Source organism: Nocardia sp. NPDC055029, assembly GCF_053608525.1.
In genome coordinates, this window is the sequence record NZ_JBSGVQ010000011.1 from 121,191 (window position 1) to 145,322 (window position 24,132).

Here is a 24,132-nt window from a genome sequence, read left to right on the forward strand (position 1 = left end):
GAGCAGCCCTGGTGTTATTCCGTGGTCGCGGTGTCGACGAACCGTACCGCCGTCCCCGCCCGCACCAGCGCTGGTGGATCACGGTCGACCACCCACATCCGCAGATCGGTCGTGCCGATCAGCTGCCAGCCGCCCGGCGTGCCCCGCGGATACACCGCGGAGTAGCCGCCCGCCAGCGCCACCGCGCCGGGCGGGATGGCGGTGCGGGCCTGGGCCCGGCGTGGCACCGTCAGCCTGCCGTCGGGCGAGGTCAGATAGCCGAAACCGGGTGCGAACCCGACGAACGCGCACCGCCAGACGGTGCTGGTGTGCGCGGCGATCACCTCCGGCACCGACAGGTCGAGCAGCCGGGCGACCTCGGGCAGATCCGCGCCGTCGTAGCGGACCGGAATCTCCACCACGTCGGCGGGAATCTCGCTGTCGGGCAGTGTTCCACGGGAAACATCGGGCGAATCCGCTTGCGGGGGTTCCTGATCCAGCCGGTCGAGCAGCGCGACGAGCTCGCGGCGGACCTGGACGCCGTAGCTCACCGAATGCATGGTCACCAGAACGGTTTCCGCCGCGGGCAGCACGTCCTGCACACCGGCGATCGCATGCACGCGCAGGGCCGAGGCGAGCCGTTGCACCGGCCGCGGATCGTCGAGCGTGATGAGCATGGCACGGTCACCCGCGGGCCGGATCCGCGAGTTCCAATCGTTGGCCGTGTCCCTCGGTCCTGCCTCGTCCATCCTGCCTCCCACCCTCAGCCGAACGGCTCCACCGGTACGCCCGCCTCGTCGAGCGCCTGCCGAACTCGGCGGGCCATCTCCACGGCGGCAGGGGAATCGCCGTGGACGCACACACTGGCCACGGTCACGGCGACCGTACCGGGACCGTCTACGGTACGCGCGGTGCCTGACACCGCAAGAGAAACAGCCTGGGCGACGGCCGTGTCGGGCGGCAGCACCGCGCCGGCAACTCCGCGCGGGGCGAGGGCGCCCGTCGCGGTGTAGGCGCGATCGGCGAAGCCCTCGCCGACAAACCGGACGCCCAGTCTGCCCGCGGCTCGCTCGAGCTCCGTTCCGGCCGGTCCGAGCAGGGCCAGTCCGGGTTCGGCCTCGGCCACCGTGGCCAGCACGGCGTCGGCGAGCAGGCGATCGCGGGCGGCCGCGTGGTAGAGCGCGCCGTGGGGCTTGACGTAGCGCACCCGGTCGCCCGCCGCGCGCGCGAACGCCGCGAGGGCGCCGATCTGGTACAGCATCTCGTCGCGCAGGTCGGCCGGGGCGATGGCGATATCGCGGCGGCCGAAGCCAACCAGGTCGCGGTAGCCGACGTGGGCGCCGATCCGCACGCCCTTGGCGACCGCGAGTTCGCAGGTCCGGCGCATGATGGACGGGTCGCCTGCGTGGAAACCGCAGGCGATGTTGGCGCTGGTGACGATGTCGAGCATCGCGGCATCGTCCCCCATGCGCCACGGGCCGAAGCCTTCGCCCAGATCACTGTTCAGGTCCAGCGGCATGCGATGCCCTCCGGTGTTCGCGCGGCACTCCCAGGTGGTGATTCGAGCATGAACGACTCCGTTCGCGCCGTCACCACCGGGGCGTGGATACCCGCACCATCCGGCCGAGCCGCGCGCACAACACGCCGTTGAGCATGGCCGCTGGGGCGGTGGCCAAGTACGCTCGGACCATCATGGCCACGTATTTCGATCCGAAGTCCTGGTCACTGTCGGGCGCTGTCGACCTGGGCAGACGCCTGCTCGACCCGTCGTGGATCGACCAGTGGCTCGGCTTCACCACGTCCTGGGCCGACCCCGTCGCCGACCTCGGCTCCGGCACCGTCACCGCGCTCATGCCCGATGTGCTGATGACCGTGCTCAGCGAGGGAATCCTCAGCCGGTTCGGCGGGCAGGAAGTCAGCGCCACCCTGCTCGGTCACGACCTCACCGCCACCCTCGACGTGTTCAAGGTGCGCAGGCGCGGCGCCCACTTCCAGAGCAAGACGGTGCTGTCGGACCTGGTCTGGGACTCGCATCCGTTCGACAACGTCACCGTCATCGCGCACGGCGTCCGGCTCATCCCCGGCGTGCCGACCAAGATCCGCGTGCAGCAGCTCGACATCGAGGGCACCATCGGCATCGGGGCGCTCGTGGAATGGGTGGACGCGCAGAACCTGGACTGGCGGGTGCGTCTCGATGAGCGTGGCCGCATCCTCGCGACGCATCGCACCCGCAAGATGCGGGCGCTGGTCGAGGCGCAGGTCTACGACAACCTGCTCAGCATCGACATCCGCAAGGCCAGCTGGCACGGCATCCGGCTGCCCAAGCGTGCGGTACCCGCACCCGCGCTGCTGCTCGACGACCTGCCCAACCGGGCGAGCATCACCTACGCCCACCGCCGCGGCGACAAGGTGCGCTTCCGGATCGAACTGCCCGAGACGACCGGCTCGTTCGACCTGGCGCAGATCCGCTCGGCCATCGTCGCGGGCACCACGCTGATCGTCTTCTGATCAGGCGTTCTCGGCGGCCCACCACTCGAGCAGCGCCGCCTCGGCTTCCTCGCGGGTCATCGGGCCGCGGTCGAGGCGCAGGTCCTTGAGGTATTTCCACGCCTTGCCGACCTGCGGGCCCGGCGCGAGGCCGAGCAGCTCCATGATCGAATTGCCGTCCAGGTCGGGCCGTACCCGGGCCAGATCCTCCTGCGCGCGCAGCGCGGCGATGCGCTCCTCCAGCTCGTCGTAGGTGGCGCGCAAGGCGGCGGCGCGGCGCTTGTTGCGGGTCGTGCAGTCGGCGCGGACCAGCTTGTGCAGGCGGTCGAGCAGGTCGTCGGCGTCGGTGACATAGCGGCGCACCGCCGAATCGGTCCACTGGCCCTTGCCGTAGCCGTGGAAGCGCAGGTGCAGGAACACCAGGCGCGCGACCTCTTCGGTGAAGGCCTTCGGATACTTCAACGCGCGCATGCGCTTGCGCACCATCTTCGCGCCGACCACCTCGTGATGGTGGAAGCTCACGCCGCCGCCGGGCTCGTTGCGCTTGGTGTCGGGCTTGCCGATGTCGTGCAGCAGCGCCGCCCAGCGCAGCACCAGGTCGGGGTCGCCCTCCTCCTGGTCGATCGCCTGGGAGAGCACGGTCAGCGAATGCTGGTAGACGTCCTTGTGCTGGTGGTGCTCGTCGATCTCGAGCTTCATCGCGGGCACCTCGGGCAGTACCCGCTGCGCCAGGCCGGAGTCGCACATGAGGTTGATGCCGTCGATCGGGTGATCGGCGCCGATCAGCTTGTCGAGTTCGGTGCGCACCCGCTCGGCGGTGATCCGGTCGATCTGCTCGGCCATCTCCTCGATCGCGGCCCGCACCCGCGGCGCCACGTCGAAACCGAGCTGGGCGACGAAGCGGGCAGCGCGCAGCATCCGCAGCGGGTCGTCGTCGAACGAATCCTGCGGCGCGGCAGGGGTATCGAGGACGCCGTCGAGCAGGGCGTCGAGACCGTCGAGCGGATCGACGAACTCGAGCGAGCCGTCGGCGGCGATCTTCACCGCCATCGCGTTGACCGTGAAATCGCGGCGGACCAGGTCGCCCTCGAGCGTGTCACCGAAGGTGACCTCGGGATTGCGCGAGACCCGGTCGTAGGTGTCGGCGCGGAAGGTGGTGATCTCGAGCTGCTGATCGTCCTTGGCCGCGCTCACGGTGCCGAAGGCAAGGCCACCGGTGTCCCAGAGATGGTCGGCCCAGCCGCGCATCATCTCCTGCACCACGTCCGGCCTGGCATCGGTGGTGAAATCCAGATCGGTGCCAAGCCTGCCAAGCACCGCGTCGCGCACACTGCCGCCGACAAGATAAAGGGAATGCCCGCGCTCGGCGAACATCTCACCCAACGGTGTCAGCACATCCGACAACTGCCCCAGCGTCACCGCCGCCGCGGCCAGCAGCCGAGCTCGACGATCCGCCACAGCATCAGGGACAACGTTCGGGGACACCACGAACGACCAGCCTACTGGGCCACCCGCCCACCCATCCAGCAGGTATCAGCCCACAGTCCCGCCTCTCCGAGAATTCAGCGGGCCGTCCGGGAAATCGACCGTTGGCGATCGGGATCGCGTCAGGTTTGTTGCGGCTGGGAGGTGGCAGGGGAGTTACCCATGTTCTCGCGTGATCAGTGGGTTGCACTCGACCTATAAGCTGGCGGGGTGTCTCCTCCGGCCGATCGCGCGAACAGTCGACGCCGCCAGCCGCGGCGGCGGGGTTCGGCGAGCAATGCCGGTAAGCCGCGGATGCGGACCGTGCGCGAGACCTCGGCGGGCGGTCTCGTCGTCGACGGCCTCGACGGTCCGAGTGAGCACCGCTCCGCCGCGCTGATCGGGCGTACCGATCGCCGGGGACGACTGCTCTGGTCGCTGCCCAAAGGGCATATCGAAGCGGGGGAGACCTCCGAGCAGACCGCGATTCGCGAGGTCGCCGAGGAGACCGGCATCAGCGGCGAAGTGGTCGCCGAGCTGGGCAGCATCGATTACTGGTTCGTGACCGAGGGCAGGCGGGTACACAAGACCGTGCACCATTTCCTGCTGCGCTCGCTCGGCGGTGAACTGTCCGACGCCGACGTGGAAGTCACCCAGGTTGCGTGGGTTCCGTTGAGCGAGTTGGATTCCCGATTGGCCTATGCCGACGAACGGCGGCTGGCCGAAGTGGCGAATCGAATGATCGACCGGATGGAGACCGGCAAGCGATGACGGGTGGACTGTTCCGGCTGATCACGGCGGTCCTGACCATCTTGGGTTCGGTGACGCTCCTGCCGGCGGTCGGGCACGCGCAACCGAACGGGTCGGGCGCGTCGGCACCGAAATTCCTCAAGCTGACCCTGGACGCCATCGCGCCGGGCACAGTCACGACGAGCAGCGACCCGATGCTGACGGTGTCGGGCACCGTCACCAATATCGGTGACCGGGTCGTCGACGATGTGGCCGTGCGGATCCAGCGCGCCGCGCCGGTGGACTCGCCGAGCGGGCTGCGCAGTTCGCTGCGGCTCGATCAGGTGAACTACGAGCTCACCGGGCCGTTCCAGGATGTGGCCGAGCGGTTGAGTCCCGGTCAGCGCAAACAGTTCTCGGTGCGCATCACGCTGCGGCCGGGCGGCGAGGGCGCCTCGCTCGGGCTGACCGATCCCGGGGTGTATCCGCTCCTGCTCAACGTCAACGGGGAACCGGCCTACGGCACCCAGGCCAGGCTCGACGACGCCCGCTTCCTGCTGCCGGTGCTCGGGCTGCCCGGCACCGGCAGTGAGGAAGGCGGCGCCGCACCGGTGCCGGCGCCCGCCGACGCGACGCCGGTGGCGACCACGCTGATCTGGCCGCTCGCCGACCGCCCGCGCATGGTCGCGGGCAGGCCGGGGTCGGCCAACGGGCAGGCCGAACTGCTCGACGACGAGCTGGCCGTATCGGTCGGCAAGGGCGGACGGCTCGAACAGCTGGTGGCCGCGCTGGAATCGGTCCCCCCGGGGCCGGGTCGTGAGCGCGGCGTGGCGAGTTCGGTGTGCATCGCGATCGACCCCGACCTGGTGTCGACCGTGCAGACGATGACGCGCGGCTACCGGGTGCTGGCCAGCCCGTCCGATCCCGAAGGCGCGACCAGGGAGGGGACCGGGGCGGCGAGCGCGCAGGCCTGGCTCGACCGGTTGCGCGCGCTGGCCGGGTCGATGTGCACGGTGGCGTTGCCGTTCGCGCAGGTCGACGTGTCGGCGCTGGCCGCGGTGAACGATCCAGGGCTGTCCGCGCGGGCGCTGCTGGCACCGGCCGACGTGGTGGACGCGATTCTCGGCACCCAGTCGCTGCGCGGGATCAGCCTGCCCGATTCCGGCAGCATCGACGATCCGGCCGGGCAGCTGCTGCGCGGTCACGGGTACGGGACGGCTGTACTGGCGAGCACGGCCGTGACCAGCGACGATGCTCCCAGCGATACCGAGAACGCCCTCACCTCCGCGCCGGTGACGCTCGAACCGGGCGTCGTCGTCGGTGGGGAACAGGCGGCGCCGGACGTCGTCCGGGTACCCGGGGTGAGCATCGACCCACCCGCGGCCGCGCCCGCGACGACCGACCCCGCGCTGCGGGTGACGACCTTCGACATCTGGTCGGCGACCGCGCTGGCCGCCGTCGGCTCGAACCCGCCGACCCCGTCGTTCACGCCGTCGAAGGTGCGTTTCGACGTCACCAACGACTCGCGCGCGGCCCGGTTGCAGGACGCGCTCGGCGCGATGGCCTGGACGGCGCTGAACCCGGCCGCTGACCGGCCGCGCTCGCAGCTGCTCATGCCGCCGCAGCAGTGGGGTGCCAATCGGGAAGAGGGCATCGCGCTGCTCAAGCAGGTCGAACTGCTGACCCGCAACAATCTCGCGAGCCCACGCAGTTTCGCCGACCTCGTCGCCCAGGCGCCCGACCCGCGCCCGTTCACGCTCGAATACCTGCCGCGCGCCGCCCAGGACGCGGCGCCGGAGCGGTTCGTGCCGCCGATCCACGCCCAGGGCGCGCGGATCACCGAGCTGATGCGCGCGCTGGTCGAGCTGCCGGAATCCGAGCTCACCCCGCACGCCTTCATGACCCCGGCCAGGGAAGACCTGCTGCGCGCGCTGAGCCTGTCCGACCGCAGGACCGACGACGACACCCAGGCCGATCTGCACGCCCAGCGCCGCATCGATCAGGCCACCCGCGAACTCGACGACATGTTCGCTTCGGTATCGGTGCTGCCGCCGGGCGGGGTGTACACGCTGGCCTCGGAACAGAGCCCGCTGCTGCTGGTTGCCCGCAATGAACTGCCGGTCGCCATCCGGGTGCAATTCCGGATCGAGGCGCCCGCCGAGACGAACATCACCGATATCGGCGAACAGCTGCTTCCGCCGTCCGGCACCCGCTCGTTCCAGATTCCGACCGAGGTGAGCGACAGCCGTAAGCTGGTGATTCCGATTTCCCTTACCACGCCCGACGGCGTCGCGCTAGGCGAGCCGACCTCGGTCTCGGTGCGGTCGAACGCCTACGGACAGGCCTTGGCCATAATTACGGCATGTGCCGGAATACTGCTGTTGCTGTTGGCCGGGCGCCGGTTGTGGCGCCGGTTCCGCGGGCAGCCCGATCCCGCCGACGAGGGGTTCGAACGGCACTGATCGCCCGCGCCTGACACGCGGGCGGGGGAACATGGCAGACAAGGACGAGAGTGGCACGGGTGAGCGAAACGCTCATCGGACCGGCGGGATTCGCGGGTTACGCCGGGTACAGGAGGCATGATGGGCGACGATGATTCCGCTCATCGGCACGACCACGAGGATCGTCGCGACGGACCGGCACAGCGCCAGACGCCCGCCGCGCCGTGGGAGCGTGGGATGACGGCCGGGGAGCACGAGGGGAACGTCGCCGCGCCGCGTCCTGGTGAGCCCGGGCGTCGACCGCAGCCGCCATACCGGGCCGGCGAACCGGGCTTCGACCAGCAGGGCGTGCGTCGGCAGCCTGGACCTCGGCCTGGTGCCGAACCTCAGCCAGGCGCCGGACCCCGGCCCGGCATGCCGCCGGGTCAGCCTGGATATCAGCCCTCCGAGTTCCGTCCCGGCGAACAGCCGGCCGGGTTTCGGCCCGTATCGCCCGATCATCGCGGCGCGCCGCCCGCGGGATACCGTGCGCCGGATCAGCCACGCGGTCCGCACGGCGACAATCGTCAGCCACCGCCCCAAGCCGGTCGATCCGGTGAACTGCCGCGCGTGCAGATGCCGGGTCAGTCCGGTGAATTTCCACAGCAGCAGCGGCCCGGCCAGATCGGCCGTCCCGGCGTTCCGCCACAGCAACCCGGCCCGGCTGATCGTTCCGGCGAATTCCCGCAGCAGCAGCGGCCCGGCCAGATCGGCCGTTCCGGCGTTCCGCCGCAGCAACCCGGTGCCGCCGGTCGTTCGGGCGAGTTCCCGCAGGCACAGCGTCCGGGTCAGCCGCAACCGCCGCGTCCAGGTCCCGGCGCGCGCCAGGGGGACTTTCCGCCGTCGCGTCAGCCCCAGCCTCCGCACCCCGCCCAGGGTGCACGTCCTGGTCAGCCACCCCGTCCGGGTTCGGGCGCACGCCCGGGGGAGTTCCCGCCCGACCAGGCACCGAACCCCGGCGTGCGCCCGGGGGAGTTCTCGCAGCGACCCGGGACGGCCCCGCGGTCAGGTGAGTTCCCCCAGCAGCAGCGGCCCGCGCCGCCGCACGGGTCGGCTTCCGGTGCGATTCCACGGCAGGCGCGTCCTGATATCGATGCCGGGGTACGTCCCCAGCGGCCGCAGGAAGGTGCGCGCCCCGCGCCCGGTTCCGGTACGCGCGCCGGCGACTTTCCCCCGCGCGGTCCGCAGTCCGGTGCCATCCCCCGGCAGGGCCGACCGGAACAGCGGTTCGGGGAACAGCCCAACCAGCCTGGCGGCGGTCAGTCCGCTGGGCGACGACCGGAGCGCCGCGACGCCCCGCAACGCCCCTCCTATCCCGGGATGCCGGGCACGCCGGTCGGCGCGCACGCGGAACCCGGGCGTGGCTCGGCGAGTGGTCGGCGCACCGCCGTCGACGACCAGGCCGCCGCCAAGACCCAGAGGATCGCGCGCCCCAAGCGGGTGACGGCCGACAAGCCCGACACCCCGCAGAGCGCCAACGCGAAACTGCTCAAGGACTCCGGTTCGATCGCCGTCGCGACGCTGATCAGCCGCATCACCGGGTTCGCCAAGCAGCTGCTGCTGCTGACGGTCCTCGGTCCCGCCATCGCCAGTGCTTTCATCTCGGCGAACCTGATCCCGAACATGATCGCCGAGCTGGTGCTCGGCGCCGTGCTGACGGCGATCGTCGTGCCGACGCTGGTCCGCGCCGAACACGAGGACGCCGACAACGGCGCCGCGTTCGTGCGCCGGTTGGTGACGGCGGCCTTCACGGTGCTGTTCGTCGCGACGGTACTGACGCTGGCCGCGACCCCGATCCTGGCCGGCCATGTGCTCGTCGACTCCGGCGGCAAGGTGAACACCCACCTGACCACGGCGCTGACCTACCTGCTGGCGCCCGCGATCCTGTTCTACGGCATGTCGGCGCTGTTCACCGCCATCCTCAACACCAGGCAGGCGTTCAAACCAGGCGCGTGGGCCCCGGTCCTGAACAACATCGTCGTGCTGGTGGTACTGGCCGCCTACGCGCTGACGCCGGGCGAGATCACGCTGGATCCGGTGCGGATAAGCGACCCGAAACTGCTGGTTCTCGGCATCGGCGTCACCGCGGGTGTGGCCACGCAGGCGCTGAGTCTGCTGCCCGCGATCCGGCGGCACGGCATCGATCTGCGCCCGCTGTGGGGCGTCGACGCGCGCCTCAAGCAGTTCGGCAAGATGGGCGCAGCGATCATCCTGTACGTGCTGATCAGCCAGATCGGCCTGGTCGTCGCGAACAACATCGCCTCCGCCGCCGACGAGGCCGGTCCCGCGATCTTCGCCAATGCCTGGGCGCTGCTGCAGCTGCCCTACGGCGTCCTCGGTGTCACGCTGCTCACCGCGATCATGCCGAGGCTCAGCCGCAACGCCGCCGCCGACGACACCCCGGCCGTGGTCGACGACCTGTCCGTGGCCACCCGGCTCACCATGATCGCGCTGATCCCGGTCGTCACCTTCCTGACCCTGGCCGGTCCGGAGATCGGCCAGGCGCTCTACGGATACGCCCAGTTCGCCGGTGATGCCGAACGCCTCGGCAGTGCGGTCAGCTGGTCGGCGTTCTCGCTCATCCCGTACTCGCTGGTGCTGATCCATCTGCGGGTGTTCTACGCCAGGGAACAGGCGTGGACCCCGACCTGGATCATCCTCGGCATCACCACCATCAAGATCCTGTGCTCCGCGCTGGCGCCGGTGCTGGCCCGCGACAGCGACGACGTGGTGATCATCCTCGGCGTCGCGACCGGCCTCGGTTTCACCGCGGGCGCGGTGATCGGCGGCATCCTGCTGCACCGCAGTCTCGGCGATCTGCGCATGTCCAATGTCGGCCGCACCGTCACCCGCGTGCTGCTCGCCTCGGTGGCGGGCGGTGCGGTGATGCTCATCGTCGACACGATCACCAGGATGGATCAGCTCACGGGCGGTCCGGCGTCGCTGCTGCGCGTCATCGTCGGCGCGCTGGTGATGTTCTCGGTGGCGTTCGGTCTGATGCGCCTGGCCGGAATTCCCGAGGTCGTGGCGATCACGGTCGCGGTGTCGCGCAAGCTGGGTATCACCCCGCCCGCGCCGGATCTCGGCCTCGACGAGAGCCCCGCCGACGACATCTACGCGACCACGGTCCTGCGCAGGCCCGACACCTACGGGTTCCCGTCGTATGGGCCGTCGATGGACACCCAGACGATGATCCTGCCGGTGATCCGGCCGGGCGCTGTTGACCTCACCGGCCAAGCACAGTTCCCGTACGCTGTTCGGCAGACCGACATGGGTAGTGATGTCGTGAACACGCGGAAGGATCCGCGAGATCAGGGCGAAGGAGGACCGAGGGTGAGCGATGACGCGGTGGGCGGCGTCCCGGCCGCTGATTCTGCGGCGCGCAAAGCAGGAGGAATGTCCACCGATGTCGATCCTGCCGCGACCCGCGCGACAGGATCCGAGCACGCCGACACGCCCGACGAGGCCGAATCGCCACAGAGCGGCCCGGCAGACAACGAGCGACATCCGGCGGACGAGCCACGGGAAATGCCACACGATCCGACCTACGACACCGGCATGTTGCCGATCCCGCCGCAGGTCCAGCCGTCGGCGAACCGTGCGCAGCGTGGCCCGAAGCTGATGCCCGGCGCGTCCGTCGCTGGTGGCCGGTACCGGTTGCTGGCCGATCACGGCGGTGCGCGCGGGCTGAGGTTCTGGCAGGCGCTCGACATCAAGCTCGACCGCGAGGTCGCGCTGACCTTCGTCGACGCCGATCAGAAGTCGGGGGAGAACTCCGGCCACGACGGCCCGCAGGCGATCCTGTCGCGCACGCTGCGCCTCGGCCGGATCAACTCGCCCGGCCTGGCCAGGGTCCTCGACGTGGTCCGCGGCAGCTCCGGCGGCATCGTCGTCGCCGAGTGGACGCCGGGTCGTTCGCTCCGCGAGATGGCCGAGACGGTGCCGTCGCCGATCGGCGCGGCCAGGGCCATCAGGGCGCTCGCCTCGGCGGCCGAACTGGCCCACCGCGGCGGTGGCTCGCTCTCGATCGACCACCCCGACCGGATCCGGATCAGCGCCTCCGGTGACGCCGTGCTCGCCTTCCCCGGCACCCTCGGTGATTCGGACGCCCAGGCCGACGTGCGCGGCCTCGGCGCGATGCTCTACGCCCTGATCACCGCCCGCTGGCCGATCCGGGTCGGCGGTGTCACCGGGACCGCGGCCACCATCGGCGGCCTGCACCTCGCCGACTTCGGGCCGGACGGCACGCCGGTGGAACCGCGGCAGATCCGGCCGGAGGTCCCGTTCGAGATCTCGGCCGTCGCGGTCCGCTCGCTCGAGTCGAACAAGGGTGTGCGCACCGCCGCCACCGTGCAGCACGTGCTCGAGCAGGCCTCGGTCGTCGACCAGAAGACCGACTTCATCCCGGTCCTGCGGCTGGGTCAGCGGGCCGTGGCGAGTGGACCGGACTCGCTCGCCGATCCGGAGCTGCTCGCCGCCGAGCGGGACCGCTCCAAGCGGATGATGTGGATCATGGTCGGCCTCGGCGTGCTCGCCGCGCTGGTCGTCGGCATCTTGATCTGGTGGATGGTCAGCATCTTCGCGCCCGGCGCCTCGGACAAGCCGCTGGACGAGCAGATCAACATCGGGCTCACGTCGAGTGTCGCGCCGCCTGCCGCCGCGCCACCAGCGGGCCAGACCCCGGCCGCGCCGCCGACCAGCTTCCCGGTGCCGGTCACCGGGGCAGCGGTGTTCTCCCCGGAGGGCACCCCGGACGGTGCGGCCACGGCGGGCGCGGTGCTCGACCAGAACACGGCGACGGTGTGGCACACCGATCAGTACTTCCAGCAGTTCCCCGCCCTCAAGAAGGGCGTCGGCCTGCTGGCGACGCTGCCGACGCCCGCCAAGCTGACCAATGTCTCGATCACCTCGCCCAGCGCGGGCAGCACCGTCGAGATCCGCACCTCGCCCACCGAGGCACCCACGCTCGACCAGACCCAGCTGATCGGGTCGGCCAAGCTCGGTGACGGGGTCACCGACATCGCCGTGCAGACCGACCAGGCCGCGCGTTTCGTGCTCGTCTGGATCACCGGACTGGCGAACTCGGGCGGTCAGTTCCAGACCGAGATCGCCGACGTCCGTTTCGACGCGGCGCCCTAGTCGGCGACTCTCCTTCTCCCACCGCAATCAGCGCAGGTGGCCGCCTACTTCCGGGCCGGATGCCGACCGTCATCGAACCGCGGTCCGGTTGGTGCGCAATTGTTATCGACGGTATGATCGCCCCGCGCTCTCGGCTGGGAGCTACCCGGGATCTGTCGACGTCGGTCCTGGACGCCGCGTAGTAGTCAGGTGATGGATCGGCCTCGTTCGCCGACGTGAAGTCGCCGTAATGAGCGCTGTCCAAGGGGTAAGGTGTCGCCGGAAGTCAACGAGCAGGTCCGCGGGGGGAGAACGCGGCAGGTCGCCGCATACCGCGACCGCTCGTTCCTCCTGGAGAACGGCAGCGACAAGCAACTGCTGGCCGCGCATGTCCGTGGCGAGCCGCACGCGTTCGCCGAACTGCTGCGCAGGCACAAGGACCATCTATGGCAGACCGCCCTGCGCACCTCCTACAGCCGCGAGGACGCCGCCGACTCGCTGCAGGACGCCCTGCTGTCCGCGCACCGCACCGCGAAGTCGTTCCGGGCCGAGGCCGAGGTGCGCAGCTGGCTGCACGCCATCGTCGTCAACGCCTGCCTGGACCGGATCCGCCGCAACAAGACCCGCCGCGCGATATCGATCACTCCCGACGTCATGCCCGAGGCGGTCGACTCGCGCGACGAGTTCGCCGAGTTCGAACTGTCGACCGTGGTCGAGGAGGCCCTGTTCACACTGCCGGAGGACCAGCGGCTCGCCCTGGTCATGGTCGAAATGGAGGGGCGCAGCGTGTCCGAAACGGCCGCCTTGCTCGGCGTGGCGGAGGGCACTATCAAGAGCCGTTGCTCCCGAGCGCGCGTACGTTTGCAAGAACGTTTGGAATTTTTCCGGGATCCAGGGAACCGGATCTAGCCCGGATGCGTCATTAACAGTGACGAACAAGTCAGCGATGTAAGTCCTGCGATCCGATATCGACAGAACAGGGGAGGTGCGAGGGTGTCTCGATCCGTGCCGCAGCCTCCGTTCCCGTCGGAACTGCTGGCCGATCTCCATGCCGACAACCTCGCGCCGGAACTGCGCGAGCAACTGTGGCCGACCGTCAGCACCGACCCAGACGCGCTGCGTTACCTGAATCAGCTCGACGAGGTGAACGCTCACCTCCGCAGGCTCGGCGACGACGAGCGGGTCATGCACCGCATGCCCGACGACGTCGCCGACCGCATGTTCCGTTTCGTCGCCGAACTGGACGCGGGCGACGGTCCTACCGAACGAGTCACGCCGCTGTCCGCGGAGCTACCGGCCGAACCGCCGGTTTCCCTAGCGCGGTACCGATCCCGTCGCCGGATGGGCCTGCTGGCCGCGGCCGCCGCCACGGTGGCCGTCCTGGCCGGCGCGGGCGCGGTCGTCAGCACGCTCGACACCACCGACGGCACGCCGACCGCGGCGCAGTTCACCGAACCGGCCACCCCGGGCGACGAACTCACCACCGCGGCCGCGCTCAGCGCACTGGGCAAGCGCGAGGTCCGCGGTCCGCTGGCCGACGACGCGGCACTGACCCGCTGCGTCCAGGCCAACGGCATCGACCGCGCTGTCCTCGGTGCGTCGAGTATCACCTTCCGCGGCTCCGACGCGGTCCTGGTGCTCGTCGTCGGGCCGGAGCCGCCGACCATCACCGCGCTGGTCGTCGGCGCGGGCTGCACCGTCGGCGCCCCCGAACAGCTAGCGCTACGCGATATCGGCTGACGCGGCAGCTTCGGCGGACAGCGCCGTAGCACCGGGAACAACACCGTTTAGGCTGTTGTTGACCGACACGTCCCCAGCTTGTCTTTCGGAAGGGCCCCATGAGCACGCCAGTTCGCGACCTGATCATCGTCGGCTCAGGACCCGCCGGCTATACGGCAGCCGTCTACGCCGCTCGCGCGGAACTACAGCCCCTCGTCTTCGAGGGCACCCAGTTCGGTGGCGCCCTGATGACCACCACCGAGGTGGAGAACTTCCCCGGCTTCCGCGAAGGCATCATGGGTCCCGACCTGATGGAGCAGATGCGCGAGCAGGCCAAGCGTTTCGGCGCCGACCTGCGCACCGAGGACGTCGACGCGATCGACCTGTCCGGCCCGATCAAGAAGGTGACCGTCGGCGACGAGACCTTCGAGGCCTACGCCATCGTCCTGGCCATGGGCTCGGCCGCCCGCTACCTGCACGTGCCGGGTGAGCAGGAGCTGCTCGGCCGCGGCGTGAGCGCGTGCGCCACCTGCGACGGCTTCTTCTTCAAGGGCCAGGACATCGTGGTGGTCGGCGGCGGCGACTCGGCCATGGAGGAAGCGACCTTCCTCACCAAGTTCGCGGCCAGCGTCACCGTCGTGCACCGTCGCGAGGAGTTCCGCGCCTCGCGGATCATGCTCGAGCGCGCCAAGGCCAACGAGAAGATCAAGTTCCGGCTCAACGCCGAAGTGGTGAAGGTCAACGGCGAGAACAGCGTGTCCAGCCTCACCCTGCGCGACACCCGCACCGGCGAGGAGTCCGAGCTCGCCGCGACCGGCCTGTTCGTCGCCATCGGCCACGACCCGCGCAGCGAACTGGTCAAGGGCCAGGTCGCGCTCGACAGCGAAGGCTATGTGCAGGTGACCGAGCCGGGCACCGCCACCGACGTGGCAGGCGTGTTCGCCGCGGGCGACCTGGTCGATCACACCTACCGGCAGGCGATCACCGCCGCGGGCACCGGCTGCCGCGCCGCGATCGACGCCGAGCGCTGGCTCGCCGAGCAGGGCGACATCACCGCGAACACCCTCGACAACGCCGACGGCCCGGCAGCAGTGTCCACCAACTGATTTCGAGCACGTCGAGTTCCACCCCCAGCAAGGAGTACACCCATGGCCGAGAGCGCCAACACCATCACCGTCACCGACAAGTCCTTCGCCGATGACGTCCTGCTCAGCGAGAAGCCGGTGCTGGTCGACTTCTGGGCAGACTGGTGCGGTCCGTGCAAGATGGTCGCCCCCGTGCTGGAGGAGATCGCGGGCACCCACGCCGACAAGCTGACGATCGCCAAGCTCGACACCGAGGCCAACCCCGGCACCGCCCGCGATTACCAGATCCTGTCCCTGCCGACGATGATCCTGTTCCAGGGCGGCAAGCCCGTGAAGCAGATCGTCGGCGCCAAGGGCAAGGCCGCGCTGCTGCGTGAACTCGACGGCTTGATCTGATAAAAGCACCTCCTACCGGCCGACGCGCCGTAGGATGCCTGGACCCGGGGATTCCCGCAAAGCGCCCCGGGTCTGAGACAATCGAGGCGACGCTCCGGTCGAAGAAAGGGCTCTCACGCATGCACCGACTTCGTCACGGCGATTCAGGACCAGCCGTCGCAGAGGTTCGGAGCACCCTCGCAAGCCTCGGCTTCCTGCATCCCCAGCACGGCGACTACTGGAAGGACACCGACGCGGAGTTCGACCGCCCGCTCGACTCGGCGGTACGCGCGTTCCAGCAACAGCGCGGTCTGCTCGTCGACGGGGTCGTCGGTCCGGCGACCTATCGCGCGCTGAAGGAAGCCTCCTACCGCCTGGGTGCCCGCACGCTGATCTACCAGCTGTCCGCGCCGCTCTACGGTGACGACGTGGCCACCCTGCAGCGCAAGCTGCAGGACCTCGGCTTCTACGTGCACCGGGTCGACGGCTACTTCGGCCCGCACACCCACGACGGGCTCAGCGCCTTCCAGCGCGAGATCGGCCTGTCCGCCGACGGCATCTGCGGTCCCGACACCTTGCGTTCGCTGGATCTGCTCGGCGCGCGCGTCACCGGCGGCAACCCGCACCGCATCGCCGAGGAAGAGGTGGTGCACCGGGCGGGTCCGCAGCTCACCGGCAAGCGGATCGTCATCGATCCCGGATTCGGCGGCGCCGACAAGGGTTTCGCGGTGCCCACCGAGTTCGGTGACGTCTACGAGTCGGAGATCCTCTGGGATCTGGCTTCCCGGCTCGAGGGCCGGATGGCCGCCACCGGCATGGAGACGTTCCTGTCCCGGCCGTGGGGCGCCAACCCCACCGATGCCGAACGCGCGGACACCTCCAACGCCTTCGACGCCGACCTGATGATCTCGCTGCGCTGCGCCACCAGCGACAACTCGTCCGCCAAGGGCGTCGCCGGCTTCTACTTCGGCAACTCGCACGGCTCGGTCTCGATGATCGGGCAGGTGCTGGCCGGCTTCATCCAGCGCGAGGTGGTCGCCCGTACCTCGGTGCAGGACTGCCGGACTCATCAGCGCACCTGGGATCTGCTGCGGCTCACCAAGATGCCGACGGTCCAGGTCGATCTCGGCTACCTCACCAACGAATACGACGCCTCGGTGCTCACCAACCCGCGCATGCGCGACGTGATCGCCGAAGCCATCCTCATCTCGGTCAAGCGGCTGTATCTGCTCGGCCAGGACGACCAGCCCACCGGCACGTACACCTTCGCCGAGTTGCTTGCCGAGGAACTGGCCGCTGCCGAGTCCGGCAACGTCACCGTGCCGCGCGTCTAGCAGACCCCCGAAACGAACAATGGCCCCGCGGTTTCCGCGGGGCCATTGTCGTGTGTTGTGTTCCTCAGAGCACGCCGACGCGGGTCGGCGGTGCCATCGACGCCGCCGCGAGCAACTGGTCGAGGGCGCGCTCGACGTCTTCCTTCCAGCCGTGGTCGGAATCCAGTTCCAGGCGCAGCCGGGGGAAGCGGTGATGCGGGGCCACCACTTCGAAACCGACCTCGGTGAGGAAATCGGCGTCGATCATGCAGGTTTCGGGGGTGCAGTGGGTCGCGGCGGCCGGATCCCGTAGCGGCGCCGCGATCCGTTCCATCAACCGCATCGAGGATCCGAGACCGCGATCGGCCAGCGAGCTGCTCGCCGGACCGTTGCGAATGCCGAACGCCTCGATCGCGCGCACGCCGCGACGCACCAGATCGGCCACAACGGCCTGAATCAGCCGATGGGCTACATCGGCCTCCTCGTAGGGGAATTCGGCCTGCAGCGTGGTCAGCAGGACCGCGTCCGGGCTCACGGGGGAGGTAGGGAACAGGGTCGACCGCGGCACGGCGCTCGGGGGCGAGTACAGCGCGCAGCCGGCGATGTTGTTGTCGACATGCGCCAGCTGACCGCACGAGCCCCATTCGAGCATTACGGTCGAGAGCCAGGCTTCCTTCTCGAAGACCGGATCGCTGAAGGCGTGGGAGTCGGCAGCAACGGCAGGATCGAGCTCCCAGAACACACACCGCCGGGTGTGCGCCGGGAGCTGATCGAGTCGATCGAGAGTCAAGGCCGTGACGCTGGTCGACACCGCTCTGCTCAGCCTCCAGCTGTCCGATTCATCCACGCTCACGCCACATCACTATCCACAGTAATGCCGCCTCTTTCAATTATGTAGAAAGACTGGGAGTGCCCTGTCACAGTGACGTTTCAGGGCCGGATTGCTCCATCAGCGCCACAATGCGCTCGAGATCTTCGACGGAACCGAACTCGACAACGATCTTGCCTTTACGCTTTCCGAGGCTGACCGTGACCCGGGTGTCGTAGGAACCCGACAACCGTTCGGCCACTTCCTGCAGACCCGGCATGTGGATCGGCTTACGTTTCGGCGCCGGGGGAGCGACCTCCGACGGATTGCGGTTCGCGAGCGTCACCGCTTCCTCGGTGGCCCGGACCGACAGTCCCTCGGCGACGATTCGCGCCGCCAGCACTTCCTGCGCATCGGCACCGGCATCCAAACCGAGCAGCGCCCTGGCGTGGCCGGCCGAGAGCACCCCGGCGGCCACCCGACGCTGCACCGGAATCGGCAGCTTCAGCAGTCGGATCATATTCGTCACCACCGGTCGGGAGCGACCGATCCGCGTGGCCAATTCCTCGTGGGTGACGTCGAATTCCTCGAGCAGCTGCTGATAGGCGGCCGCCTCTTCGAGCGGGTTCAACTGCACGCGGTGGATGTTCTCCAACAGCGCGTCGCGCAGCATCGCGCCGTCGTCGGTGTCGCGGATGATCGCGGGGATGGTCGCCAGTCCGGCTTCCTGGCATGCGCGCCAGCGGCGCTCGCCCATGACCAACTGGAACTTGTCGACGCCCGGTTCGACGCGACGCACCACGATCGGCTGCATCAGACCGAACTCGCGGATCGAGTGCACCAGCTCCGCCAGCGCCTCTTCCTCGAAAACCTGACGCGGCTGCTTCGGGTTCGGCTCGATCTGCTCGGCGGGCACCTCGCGGTAGACCGCGCCGCCGGGGGAGACGAGGTCTTCCTCGGGTTCGGGTTCGGCATCCGGAACGCGATGCAGGAACGCCTCGGCCGGCTGCGGGCCGATCGGGTTGATCCCGATCACGCTCGCCGCGGCACTGCTGAGACCCGGCGCCGTCGCTGCCGGACCCGTCGGGATCAGTGCGGCCAAGCCGCGCCCGAGACCGCCCTTTTTCGCCTGACTCATCGGCTACCGATCCCTTCCTCGTTCCAACTCACTACGACGCGTCCTGGCGGAGCTGGGCGCGGGCGGCGAGCTCGCGCCCCGCGTCCAGGTAGCTCATCGCGCCGCGGGAGCCTGGATCATAATCGAGCACGGTCATGCCGTAGCCCGGTGCCTCCGAGACCTTCACGCTGCGCGGGATCATCGACTTGAGGACGACGTCGCCGAAGTGGTTGCGCACTTCCTCGGCCACCTGGTCGGCCAGTTTGGTGCGGCCGTCGTACATCGTCAGCAGGACGGTCGAAACGTGGAGTTCGGGATTGAGGTGCGCCTGCACCAGCCCGATATTGCGGAGCAGCTGGCCGACGCCCTCCAGTGCGTAGTACTCGCACTGGATCGGGATCAGCACTTCCTTGGCCGCCACGAGCGCGTTGACGGTGAGCAGACCGAGGGAGGGCGGGCAGTCGATCAGGACGTAATCGATGTCGTAGCCGGCGATGGCCGCCTCGTGGATCGCGGTCTTCAGGCGTCCCTCGCGGGCGACCATCGAGACCAGTTCGATCTCGGCGCCGGCGAGGTCGATCGTCGCCGGAACACACAGCAGCCGTTCGCTGTGCGGGCTCTGCTGAATCGCGTCCTTGACGGCGACCTCGCCGATCAACAGCTCGTAGCTGGAGGGGACCCCGGAGTGATGCGCGACGCCCAGCGCCGTACTCGCATTGCCCTGCGGATCGAGATCGACGACAAGCACCGTCATGCCCTGGTGCGCTAGTGCCGCAGCGAGATTGACCGTCGTCGTCGTTTTACCGACGCCGCCCTTCTGATTGGCGATGGTGATGATCCGTTGCTCGCGGGGTTTCGGCACAGTGACCTTTCCTGGATGCAGAATCTGGCTGGCGCGTTGCGCTTCCGCCGCGATCGGGGTCTCGGCCGGGGAGATATTCCCGAAAGGAGTGTTCCCGAACGTCTCCGCGTCGAAGTTGCTGGAATCCAGCATCCCCGGGACCCGCGACGCTGTTTCCCGTGAAACATTCGCCGGACCGCTCGACATAGACTGCTCCTAACCCGAGAAACTTCAGATCACGTACTCCCGACCGAGCGTCGGCGCCGTGTCATCACAAACAAGTTCGGGGGCGTCCGGCCACATCCGCGGTGGCTCCCGGCGCGCACGCCCGACTGTGAACAGCTTGCCAGCCCCGCGACAGTTAGGAAAGCTGAATCGCGGCACGCCGGTAAGGACACACCCAAAGTCGCGCAAATCGGTGCCAGGAGCGATGTTTCACGGGAAACACCGGGGAGCGTTCGCGGCGAAATCGGCCGGGCGATCAAGCCTTCCGACCCGGCCCTCAACCCATGACACCATCCGCCGGAACCGGCGTCGGTCGGCGAAGCCGAACTCTCCGACCAGCATCCGCTCCGGTCACCGTGAGCCATCGCGGCGACACCAGGGATGCACCGGCATGTGCGTGCGAAACCGTCAGCACAACTGGACAACCCGAGCAGGTGAAATCGTGGAACCTCGCCTCGCTCGCGTTCCACGTGAAACATGCCAGGAGGAGTGGATTGCAGCACCCCTCCGGAACTATCGGAATTCGGTCGGATTCGGCCGTAGGTAAATACCCTCGGCCTCTTTCGTCACGTTACGAAAGAGGGTTGCCGCTGCCACGGCGCTTCTTCTCCGCGCTGACTGCCTTCCGGGCCGCGCGACGGGTCGGACGCTCGGCGCGGGGGAGCAGCTCGGCGCTGATCACGAGAGTCGGGACCTCGACGATCCCGGCGCCGCAGCCGACGACCCGGAGATCGGTGGCTCCGTCGCGAATCAGTTCGGCGCCATCACGTTCGAGTTCCTCGGCGGCACTCGTTCCCTTGAGGGCGAGCATCCGGCCGTGGTCGCGGAGCAGGGGGAGCGACCAGTGCGCGAGCTTGGCGAGCGGGGCGACCGCCCGCGAGGTGACGACATCCGCGCCGCCAGCCTCCTTGATGACACCGGACTGCTCGGCGCGGCCACGAACGACGGTGACGTTCTTCAGCCCGATCTCGTCGATGAACTCGCTCAGAAAGATTGTGCGACGCAACAGCGGTTCCACGAGAGCGATGCGGAGATCCGGCCGTGCGATGGCCAGCGGAATGCCGGGGAGTCCGGCGCCACTGCCGATGTCGACCACGGCCGCGCTCTCCTCGATCAACTCGCCGACCACGGCGCAGTTGAGGATGTGACGCTCCCAGAGGCGGGGGACTTCACGCGGGCCGATGAGGCCGCGTTCCACGCCGGCGGTGGCCAGCGCCGCGCAGTAGCGGCGGGCGAGGTCCAGGCGGTCGCCGAACACCCGCGCGGCGGCGGCAGGCGGTTCCAGCTCGGCGGACAGCGCACCCAGTTCTCGTTCCACGTGAAACATCCTTCCGAGTGGTGGTCGATCGCAAGAGGACATGAATAAGGCCCCCGGTCCGAGACCGGAGGCCCTTTCATGGTCGCGGCGGTGTCAGCCTACTCGGGCACTACCACCACATGGCGATTCGGCTCGACACCTTCGCTCTCGCTGGCCACGCCCTCGATATCGGCGACGGCGTCGTGCACGATCTTGCGCTCGAACGGAGTCATCGCGGACAGCGCCTCGGGCTTGCCCGACTCGAGCACCCGCTTCGCGGCGGCGACGCCGAGCTCGCTCAGATCGGCGCGACGCTGCGCGCGCCAGCCGGCCACATCCAGCATCAGGCGGCTGCGCACGCCGGTCGCCTGCTGCACGGCCAGCCGGGTCAGCTCCTGCAGCGCGTCGAGGACTTCACCGTTGCGTCCGACGAGCTTGGTCAGATCGCGGCCACCGTCGATGCTCACGACGGCGCGGTCGCCCTCGACATCGAGGTCGATATCGCCGTCGAAGTCGAGCACGTCCAGCAGCTGCTCGAGGTAGTCGCCCGCGATCTCGCCCTCTTCGATCAACGCTTCTTCGGCGTCGTTCACGACGTCAACAGTCGTCGCCACAGTGGCGTCCCCTCCGTCGGTCTCGGTCTCAACAGTCATTGGATTCCTCTATCTGATCGCCACTCAGCGCTTACGCTTCTGGTTCGCTCGGCCACGGTTACCCGGCCGCTGCTGCCCACCGGGCCTGCGCTTACCGCCACCCTGCTTGGCGGTCTGCTTGGCGGTGCCGTTGGACGCGGCGGTGCCGTTGGTCGACTGTGTGTCCTCGGCCGGGGCGTCCTGTTTCTTGCGGACGTCGACCGGCTTGGCGCCGGGCTTCGGCGCGTTCTGCGCGCGCAGCTCCAGCTTCTTCGCCTTCTTCTCTTCCTCTTCCTTCTCCATACGGCCGAACACCAGGTGCTGCTGACCGTAGGTCCAGATGTTGTTGGCCACCCAGTAGATCAGGATGCCGATCATCAGGAAGGGGCCACCGACCATCACGCCGAGCGGGAAGACCCACAGCGACAGCTTGTTCATGATGGCGGCCTGCGGGTTCGCGGCGGCTTCCGGTGTCTGCCGCTGCACCGAAGCGCGGGCGTTGAAGTGGGTCGCCACACCGGCGATCACCATCAGCGGAATCGCGACGAGCGCGATGCTCAGCCTGGTCGGTGTGCCGCCCCATTCGGCGAAAGCTTCCAGCTCGCTCTGCGGCGCGGTGATGAAGGCAGCGATCGGCGCACCGAAGATGCGGGCGCTCAGGAACGACTGCACGTCGGTCGCGCTGAAGATGTAGTTCGGCGTGTGCGCGTTGTCGTACGCGGACATACCCAGCTGACCGAAGCCGTGCCCGGTGCGGTTGAACGAGCGCAGCACGTGGAAGAGACCGAGGAACACCGGCACCTGCACCAGGACCGGCAGGCATCCCATCAGCGGGTTGAAGCCGTGTTCCTTCTGCAGCTTCTGCATCTCCCGCGCCATGGTCTCGCGGTCGTTCTTGTACTTCTTCTGCAGCTCCTTGATCTGGGGCTGCAGTTCCTGCATCTGCTTGGTGGTACGCACCTGCTTGACGAAGGGCTTGTACAGCACGAGCCGCAGCGTGAAGACCAGGAAGACGATCGCGAGGCTCCAGGCGAGCCCGCTGTCAGCTCCGAACACAAAGCCGAAGGCTTTGTGCCAGAACCACAGAATTGCGGATACCGGCCAATAGATGATGTCGAGCACGGCTCTAGGTACTCCCGTCGTTCGTATCGCCGATCAGCGCGGGCGATGACTTTGTGCAGGCATTCGACCCGCGCTCTGGCACGGGATCCCACCCTCCAGGGTGCCAGGGTGCGCATTTGGCGAGGCGCACGGCCGTCAGTGCCGACCCGACGAGCAGCCCGCGGGTGCGCAGGGCGGTCACCGCGTACTCACTGCAGGTGGGGGTGAACCGGCAGATCGGCATCCGGGTGGGGGAGACATAGGTCCGGTACAGCTCGATCAGGAAGATCAGCGCGTTCGCGGGGAGCCGGGTGAGAGTCCTCATCGCCGCTCACCGGCCGGGGTGCGACCGAGCGCGGGCTCCGGTGCAGTACGCAAACCGAGCTTGCGTAGGCCGGAGCGCAGCTGGCGCAGCAACTCGGCGGAGTCGGCGGTAGCCGCGCCGGGCAGCGCCCGGATCACGACATCGGTACCGGCGGGCAGTTCGTCGACGACCTGGGCGCACATATGACGCAGGCGGCGGGCCACCCGGTGGCGAACCACCGCGTTTCCCACCGCCTTGCTCACAATCAGCCCGAACCGCGGACCGCCTACCCGGATCAGGGAATCGACATCGGCGACATCGTCGTACGTGTGCGTAAGCGCGTGTACGACGAGATCTCGCCTCCCGATTCGCTGACCGCGGCGCACCGTGCGGGAGAATTCGGCACGGTGGTGCAACCGATACGGCTCAGGCAACACCCGAGCGTCCGACTACGCGCGATCAGGCAGTCAGTTCGGAACGGCCCTTACGGCGACGCGCCGAAACGATGGCGCGACCCGCACGGGTACGCATCCGGAGGCGGAAGCCGTGCACGCGCGCCCGACGACGGTTGTTCGGCTGGAACGTCCGCTTGCCCTTGGCCACGGTCAACACTCCTCGAGTTGGTGGGCACCGTTCGGCGCCCGAAGTTCTGTTCAATGATTCGGATGTCTGCGCAGCGGACCGCGGTCTACACGCAGAAAGCCTTGGCGATCGACGTGCAGCACACAGCCGCCACCGCGCCAAGGGGTGACTGTACGAGGGTACTGATACCGCTACGCAGGGTCAAACTCGGCCCCCAGGCACGTGCGCTAGGCACGATGTCCAGATTACCGGACCCCGGATAACCGCCAGGGAGCGGGCCGACCTGGGCCGACACGCCCGGGACGCACTGACGCATCGGGGCAGTTTTCGTGAGTTCCTCCACACCTCTGGCCTTCTGCGGCGGGGACGGCTAACCTCTGTAGCCGGGGGATTGCTGAAGAACCGCAGGTCCAGCCCCGTTCACTGCCACACGCTGGCAGATTCCCTCTATCCCCAGGTTTGTCCACATCTGTGGA

22 protein-coding genes are annotated in these 24,132 nt (G+C 68.7%); 9 read left to right on the forward strand and 13 right to left on the reverse strand.

Annotation, left to right across the window (positions count from 1 at the left end):
* Positions 1-14 precede the first annotated feature (14 nt).
* Together ACWF9G_RS13200 and ACWF9G_RS13205 are read right to left on the reverse strand one after the other, a co-directional pair.
* Positions 15-728: a 5-oxoprolinase subunit B family protein gene (locus ACWF9G_RS13200; RefSeq protein WP_452515381.1), complete on the reverse strand. Its 714-nt coding sequence runs from the start codon at positions 726-728 to the stop codon at positions 15-17.
* Positions 729-742: 14 nt separating this feature from the next.
* Positions 743-1,498 (reverse strand): LamB/YcsF family protein, encoded by a 756-nt coding sequence (locus ACWF9G_RS13205; RefSeq protein WP_452515383.1) that lies wholly within the window; start codon positions 1,496-1,498, stop codon positions 743-745.
* Positions 1,499-1,581: 83 nt separating this feature from the next.
* Between ACWF9G_RS13205 and ACWF9G_RS13210 the strand changes: the two genes are divergently transcribed.
* Positions 1,582-2,487 (forward strand): hypothetical protein, encoded by a 906-nt coding sequence (locus ACWF9G_RS13210; RefSeq protein ID WP_452515385.1) that lies wholly within the window; start codon positions 1,582-1,584, stop codon positions 2,485-2,487.
* Here ACWF9G_RS13210 and ACWF9G_RS13215 read toward each other — a convergent pair whose 3' ends face one another.
* Entirely contained in the window at positions 2,488-3,924 is a 1,437-nt protein-coding gene (locus ACWF9G_RS13215; RefSeq protein WP_452515386.1) for a CCA tRNA nucleotidyltransferase, read from the reverse strand. It abuts the gene before it with no gap.
* 321 nt (positions 3,925-4,245) lie between these two features.
* Here ACWF9G_RS13215 and ACWF9G_RS13220 point away from each other — a divergent pair, with 321 nt between their 5' ends.
* Positions 4,246-4,701: an NUDIX hydrolase gene (locus tag ACWF9G_RS13220; protein ID WP_379306139.1), complete on the forward strand. Its 456-nt coding sequence runs from the start codon at positions 4,246-4,248 to the stop codon at positions 4,699-4,701.
* The gene (locus ACWF9G_RS13225) at positions 4,698-7,121 is read left to right on the forward strand and encodes a DUF6049 family protein (RefSeq protein WP_452515388.1); all 2,424 of its coding nucleotides are present in this window, start codon (positions 4,698-4,700) and stop codon (positions 7,119-7,121) included. Before ACWF9G_RS13220 ends, ACWF9G_RS13225 begins: the two co-directional genes overlap by 4 nt.
* 72 nt (positions 7,122-7,193) lie before the next feature.
* Here ACWF9G_RS13225 and ACWF9G_RS13230 read toward each other — a convergent pair whose 3' ends face one another.
* Positions 7,194-8,006, reverse strand: coding sequence for a hypothetical protein (locus tag ACWF9G_RS13230; RefSeq protein ID WP_452515390.1), 813 nt, complete (start codon positions 8,004-8,006; stop codon positions 7,194-7,196).
* Between the two features lie 453 nt (positions 8,007-8,459).
* Between ACWF9G_RS13230 and ACWF9G_RS13235 the strand changes: the two genes are divergently transcribed.
* The 6 genes from ACWF9G_RS13235 to ACWF9G_RS13260 all read left to right on the forward strand — a co-directional run bounded on the left by ACWF9G_RS13235 (position 8,460) and on the right by ACWF9G_RS13260 (position 16,770).
* Positions 8,460-12,278: a murein biosynthesis integral membrane protein MurJ gene (locus tag ACWF9G_RS13235; protein WP_452515392.1), complete on the forward strand. Its 3,819-nt coding sequence runs from the start codon at positions 8,460-8,462 to the stop codon at positions 12,276-12,278.
* A gap of 330 nt (positions 12,279-12,608) precedes the next feature.
* Positions 12,609-13,166 carry an RNA polymerase sigma factor SigM gene (gene sigM / locus ACWF9G_RS13240; protein WP_379306141.1) on the forward strand — a complete coding sequence of 186 codons (558 nt, stop codon included), beginning with the start codon at positions 12,609-12,611 and terminating at the stop codon, positions 13,164-13,166.
* Positions 13,167-13,262: 96 nt separating this feature from the next.
* Entirely contained in the window at positions 13,263-13,997 is a 735-nt protein-coding gene (locus tag ACWF9G_RS13245) for a hypothetical protein (protein ID WP_452515393.1), read from the forward strand.
* A gap of 98 nt (positions 13,998-14,095) precedes the next feature.
* A complete protein-coding gene (gene trxB, locus ACWF9G_RS13250) occupies positions 14,096-15,082 on the forward strand; it encodes a thioredoxin-disulfide reductase (protein ID WP_379306064.1) in 987 nt (328 codons plus the stop codon).
* Between the two features lie 42 nt (positions 15,083-15,124).
* Complete coding sequence (gene trxA, locus ACWF9G_RS13255) at positions 15,125-15,457, forward strand: thioredoxin (protein ID WP_379306066.1); 333 nt, start codon at positions 15,125-15,127, stop codon at positions 15,455-15,457.
* 119 nt (positions 15,458-15,576) lie between these two features.
* On the forward strand, positions 15,577-16,770 hold the full coding sequence (locus tag ACWF9G_RS13260) for a peptidoglycan-binding protein (RefSeq protein WP_452515395.1): 1,194 nt from the start codon (positions 15,577-15,579) through the stop codon (positions 16,768-16,770).
* Between the two features lie 64 nt (positions 16,771-16,834).
* Here ACWF9G_RS13260 and ACWF9G_RS13265 read toward each other — a convergent pair whose 3' ends face one another.
* From ACWF9G_RS13265 to rpmH, 9 genes are all read right to left on the reverse strand, one after another.
* The gene (locus ACWF9G_RS13265) at positions 16,835-17,560 is read right to left on the reverse strand and encodes a GNAT family N-acetyltransferase (protein WP_379306142.1); all 726 of its coding nucleotides are present in this window, start codon (positions 17,558-17,560) and stop codon (positions 16,835-16,837) included.
* 106 nt (positions 17,561-17,666) lie between these two features.
* Entirely contained in the window at positions 17,667-18,695 is a 1,029-nt protein-coding gene (locus ACWF9G_RS13270) for a ParB/RepB/Spo0J family partition protein (RefSeq protein ID WP_379306070.1), read from the reverse strand.
* A gap of 31 nt (positions 18,696-18,726) precedes the next feature.
* A complete protein-coding gene (locus ACWF9G_RS13275; protein WP_229740037.1) occupies positions 18,727-19,668 on the reverse strand; it encodes a ParA family protein in 942 nt (313 codons plus the stop codon).
* A 643-nt stretch (positions 19,669-20,311) separates the two neighbouring features.
* Positions 20,312-21,067 carry a 16S rRNA (guanine(527)-N(7))-methyltransferase RsmG gene (gene rsmG / locus ACWF9G_RS13280; protein WP_452515397.1) on the reverse strand — a complete coding sequence of 252 codons (756 nt, stop codon included), beginning with the start codon at positions 21,065-21,067 and terminating at the stop codon, positions 20,312-20,314.
* 89 nt (positions 21,068-21,156) lie between these two features.
* Positions 21,157-21,690 carry a Jag family protein gene (locus ACWF9G_RS13285; protein WP_189031754.1) on the reverse strand — a complete coding sequence of 178 codons (534 nt, stop codon included), beginning with the start codon at positions 21,688-21,690 and terminating at the stop codon, positions 21,157-21,159.
* 24 nt (positions 21,691-21,714) lie between these two features.
* A complete protein-coding gene (gene yidC, locus ACWF9G_RS13290) occupies positions 21,715-22,791 on the reverse strand; it encodes a membrane protein insertase YidC (RefSeq protein WP_379306075.1) in 1,077 nt (358 codons plus the stop codon).
* A 4-nt stretch (positions 22,792-22,795) separates the two neighbouring features.
* A complete protein-coding gene (gene yidD / locus ACWF9G_RS13295) occupies positions 22,796-23,095 on the reverse strand; it encodes a membrane protein insertion efficiency factor YidD (RefSeq protein WP_189031758.1) in 300 nt (99 codons plus the stop codon).
* Positions 23,092-23,511 (reverse strand): ribonuclease P protein component, encoded by a 420-nt coding sequence (rnpA, locus tag ACWF9G_RS13300; protein WP_189031760.1) that lies wholly within the window; start codon positions 23,509-23,511, stop codon positions 23,092-23,094. Before rnpA ends, yidD begins: the two co-directional genes overlap by 4 nt.
* 22 nt (positions 23,512-23,533) lie before the next feature.
* The gene (gene rpmH / locus ACWF9G_RS13305) at positions 23,534-23,677 is read right to left on the reverse strand and encodes a 50S ribosomal protein L34 (RefSeq protein ID WP_071932098.1); all 144 of its coding nucleotides are present in this window, start codon (positions 23,675-23,677) and stop codon (positions 23,534-23,536) included.
* Between the last annotated feature and the right edge of the window lie 455 nt (positions 23,678-24,132).

Excerpts from the sequence above, each read along its gene's own strand:
- yidD (WP_189031758.1), bottom strand. The coding sequence starts at position 23,095 with ATGAGGACTCTCACCCGGCTCCCCGCGAACGCGCTGATCTTCCTGATC.
- ACWF9G_RS13260 (WP_452515395.1), top strand. The coding sequence starts at position 15,577 with ATGCACCGACTTCGTCACGGCGATTCAGGACCAGCCGTCGCAGAGGTT.
- ACWF9G_RS13225 (WP_452515388.1), top strand. The coding sequence starts at position 4,698 with ATGACGGGTGGACTGTTCCGGCTGATCACGGCGGTCCTGACCATCTTG.
- trxA (WP_379306066.1), top strand. The coding sequence starts at position 15,125 with ATGGCCGAGAGCGCCAACACCATCACCGTCACCGACAAGTCCTTCGCC.
- ACWF9G_RS13275 (WP_229740037.1), bottom strand. The coding sequence starts at position 19,668 with ATGCTGGATTCCAGCAACTTCGACGCGGAGACGTTCGGGAACACTCCT.
- ACWF9G_RS13235 (WP_452515392.1), top strand. The coding sequence starts at position 8,460 with ATGCCGGGCACGCCGGTCGGCGCGCACGCGGAACCCGGGCGTGGCTCG.
- ACWF9G_RS13220 (WP_379306139.1), top strand. The coding sequence starts at position 4,246 with ATGCGGACCGTGCGCGAGACCTCGGCGGGCGGTCTCGTCGTCGACGGC.
- ACWF9G_RS13200 (WP_452515381.1), bottom strand. The coding sequence starts at position 728 with ATGGACGAGGCAGGACCGAGGGACACGGCCAACGATTGGAACTCGCGG.
- ACWF9G_RS13205 (WP_452515383.1), bottom strand. The coding sequence starts at position 1,498 with ATGCCGCTGGACCTGAACAGTGATCTGGGCGAAGGCTTCGGCCCGTGG.
- ACWF9G_RS13270 (WP_379306070.1), bottom strand. The coding sequence starts at position 18,695 with ATGAGTCAGGCGAAAAAGGGCGGTCTCGGGCGCGGCTTGGCCGCACTG.
- ACWF9G_RS13285 (WP_189031754.1), bottom strand. The coding sequence starts at position 21,690 with ATGACTGTTGAGACCGAGACCGACGGAGGGGACGCCACTGTGGCGACG.
- rsmG (WP_452515397.1), bottom strand. The coding sequence starts at position 21,067 with ATGTTTCACGTGGAACGAGAACTGGGTGCGCTGTCCGCCGAGCTGGAA.
- trxB (WP_379306064.1), top strand. The coding sequence starts at position 14,096 with ATGAGCACGCCAGTTCGCGACCTGATCATCGTCGGCTCAGGACCCGCC.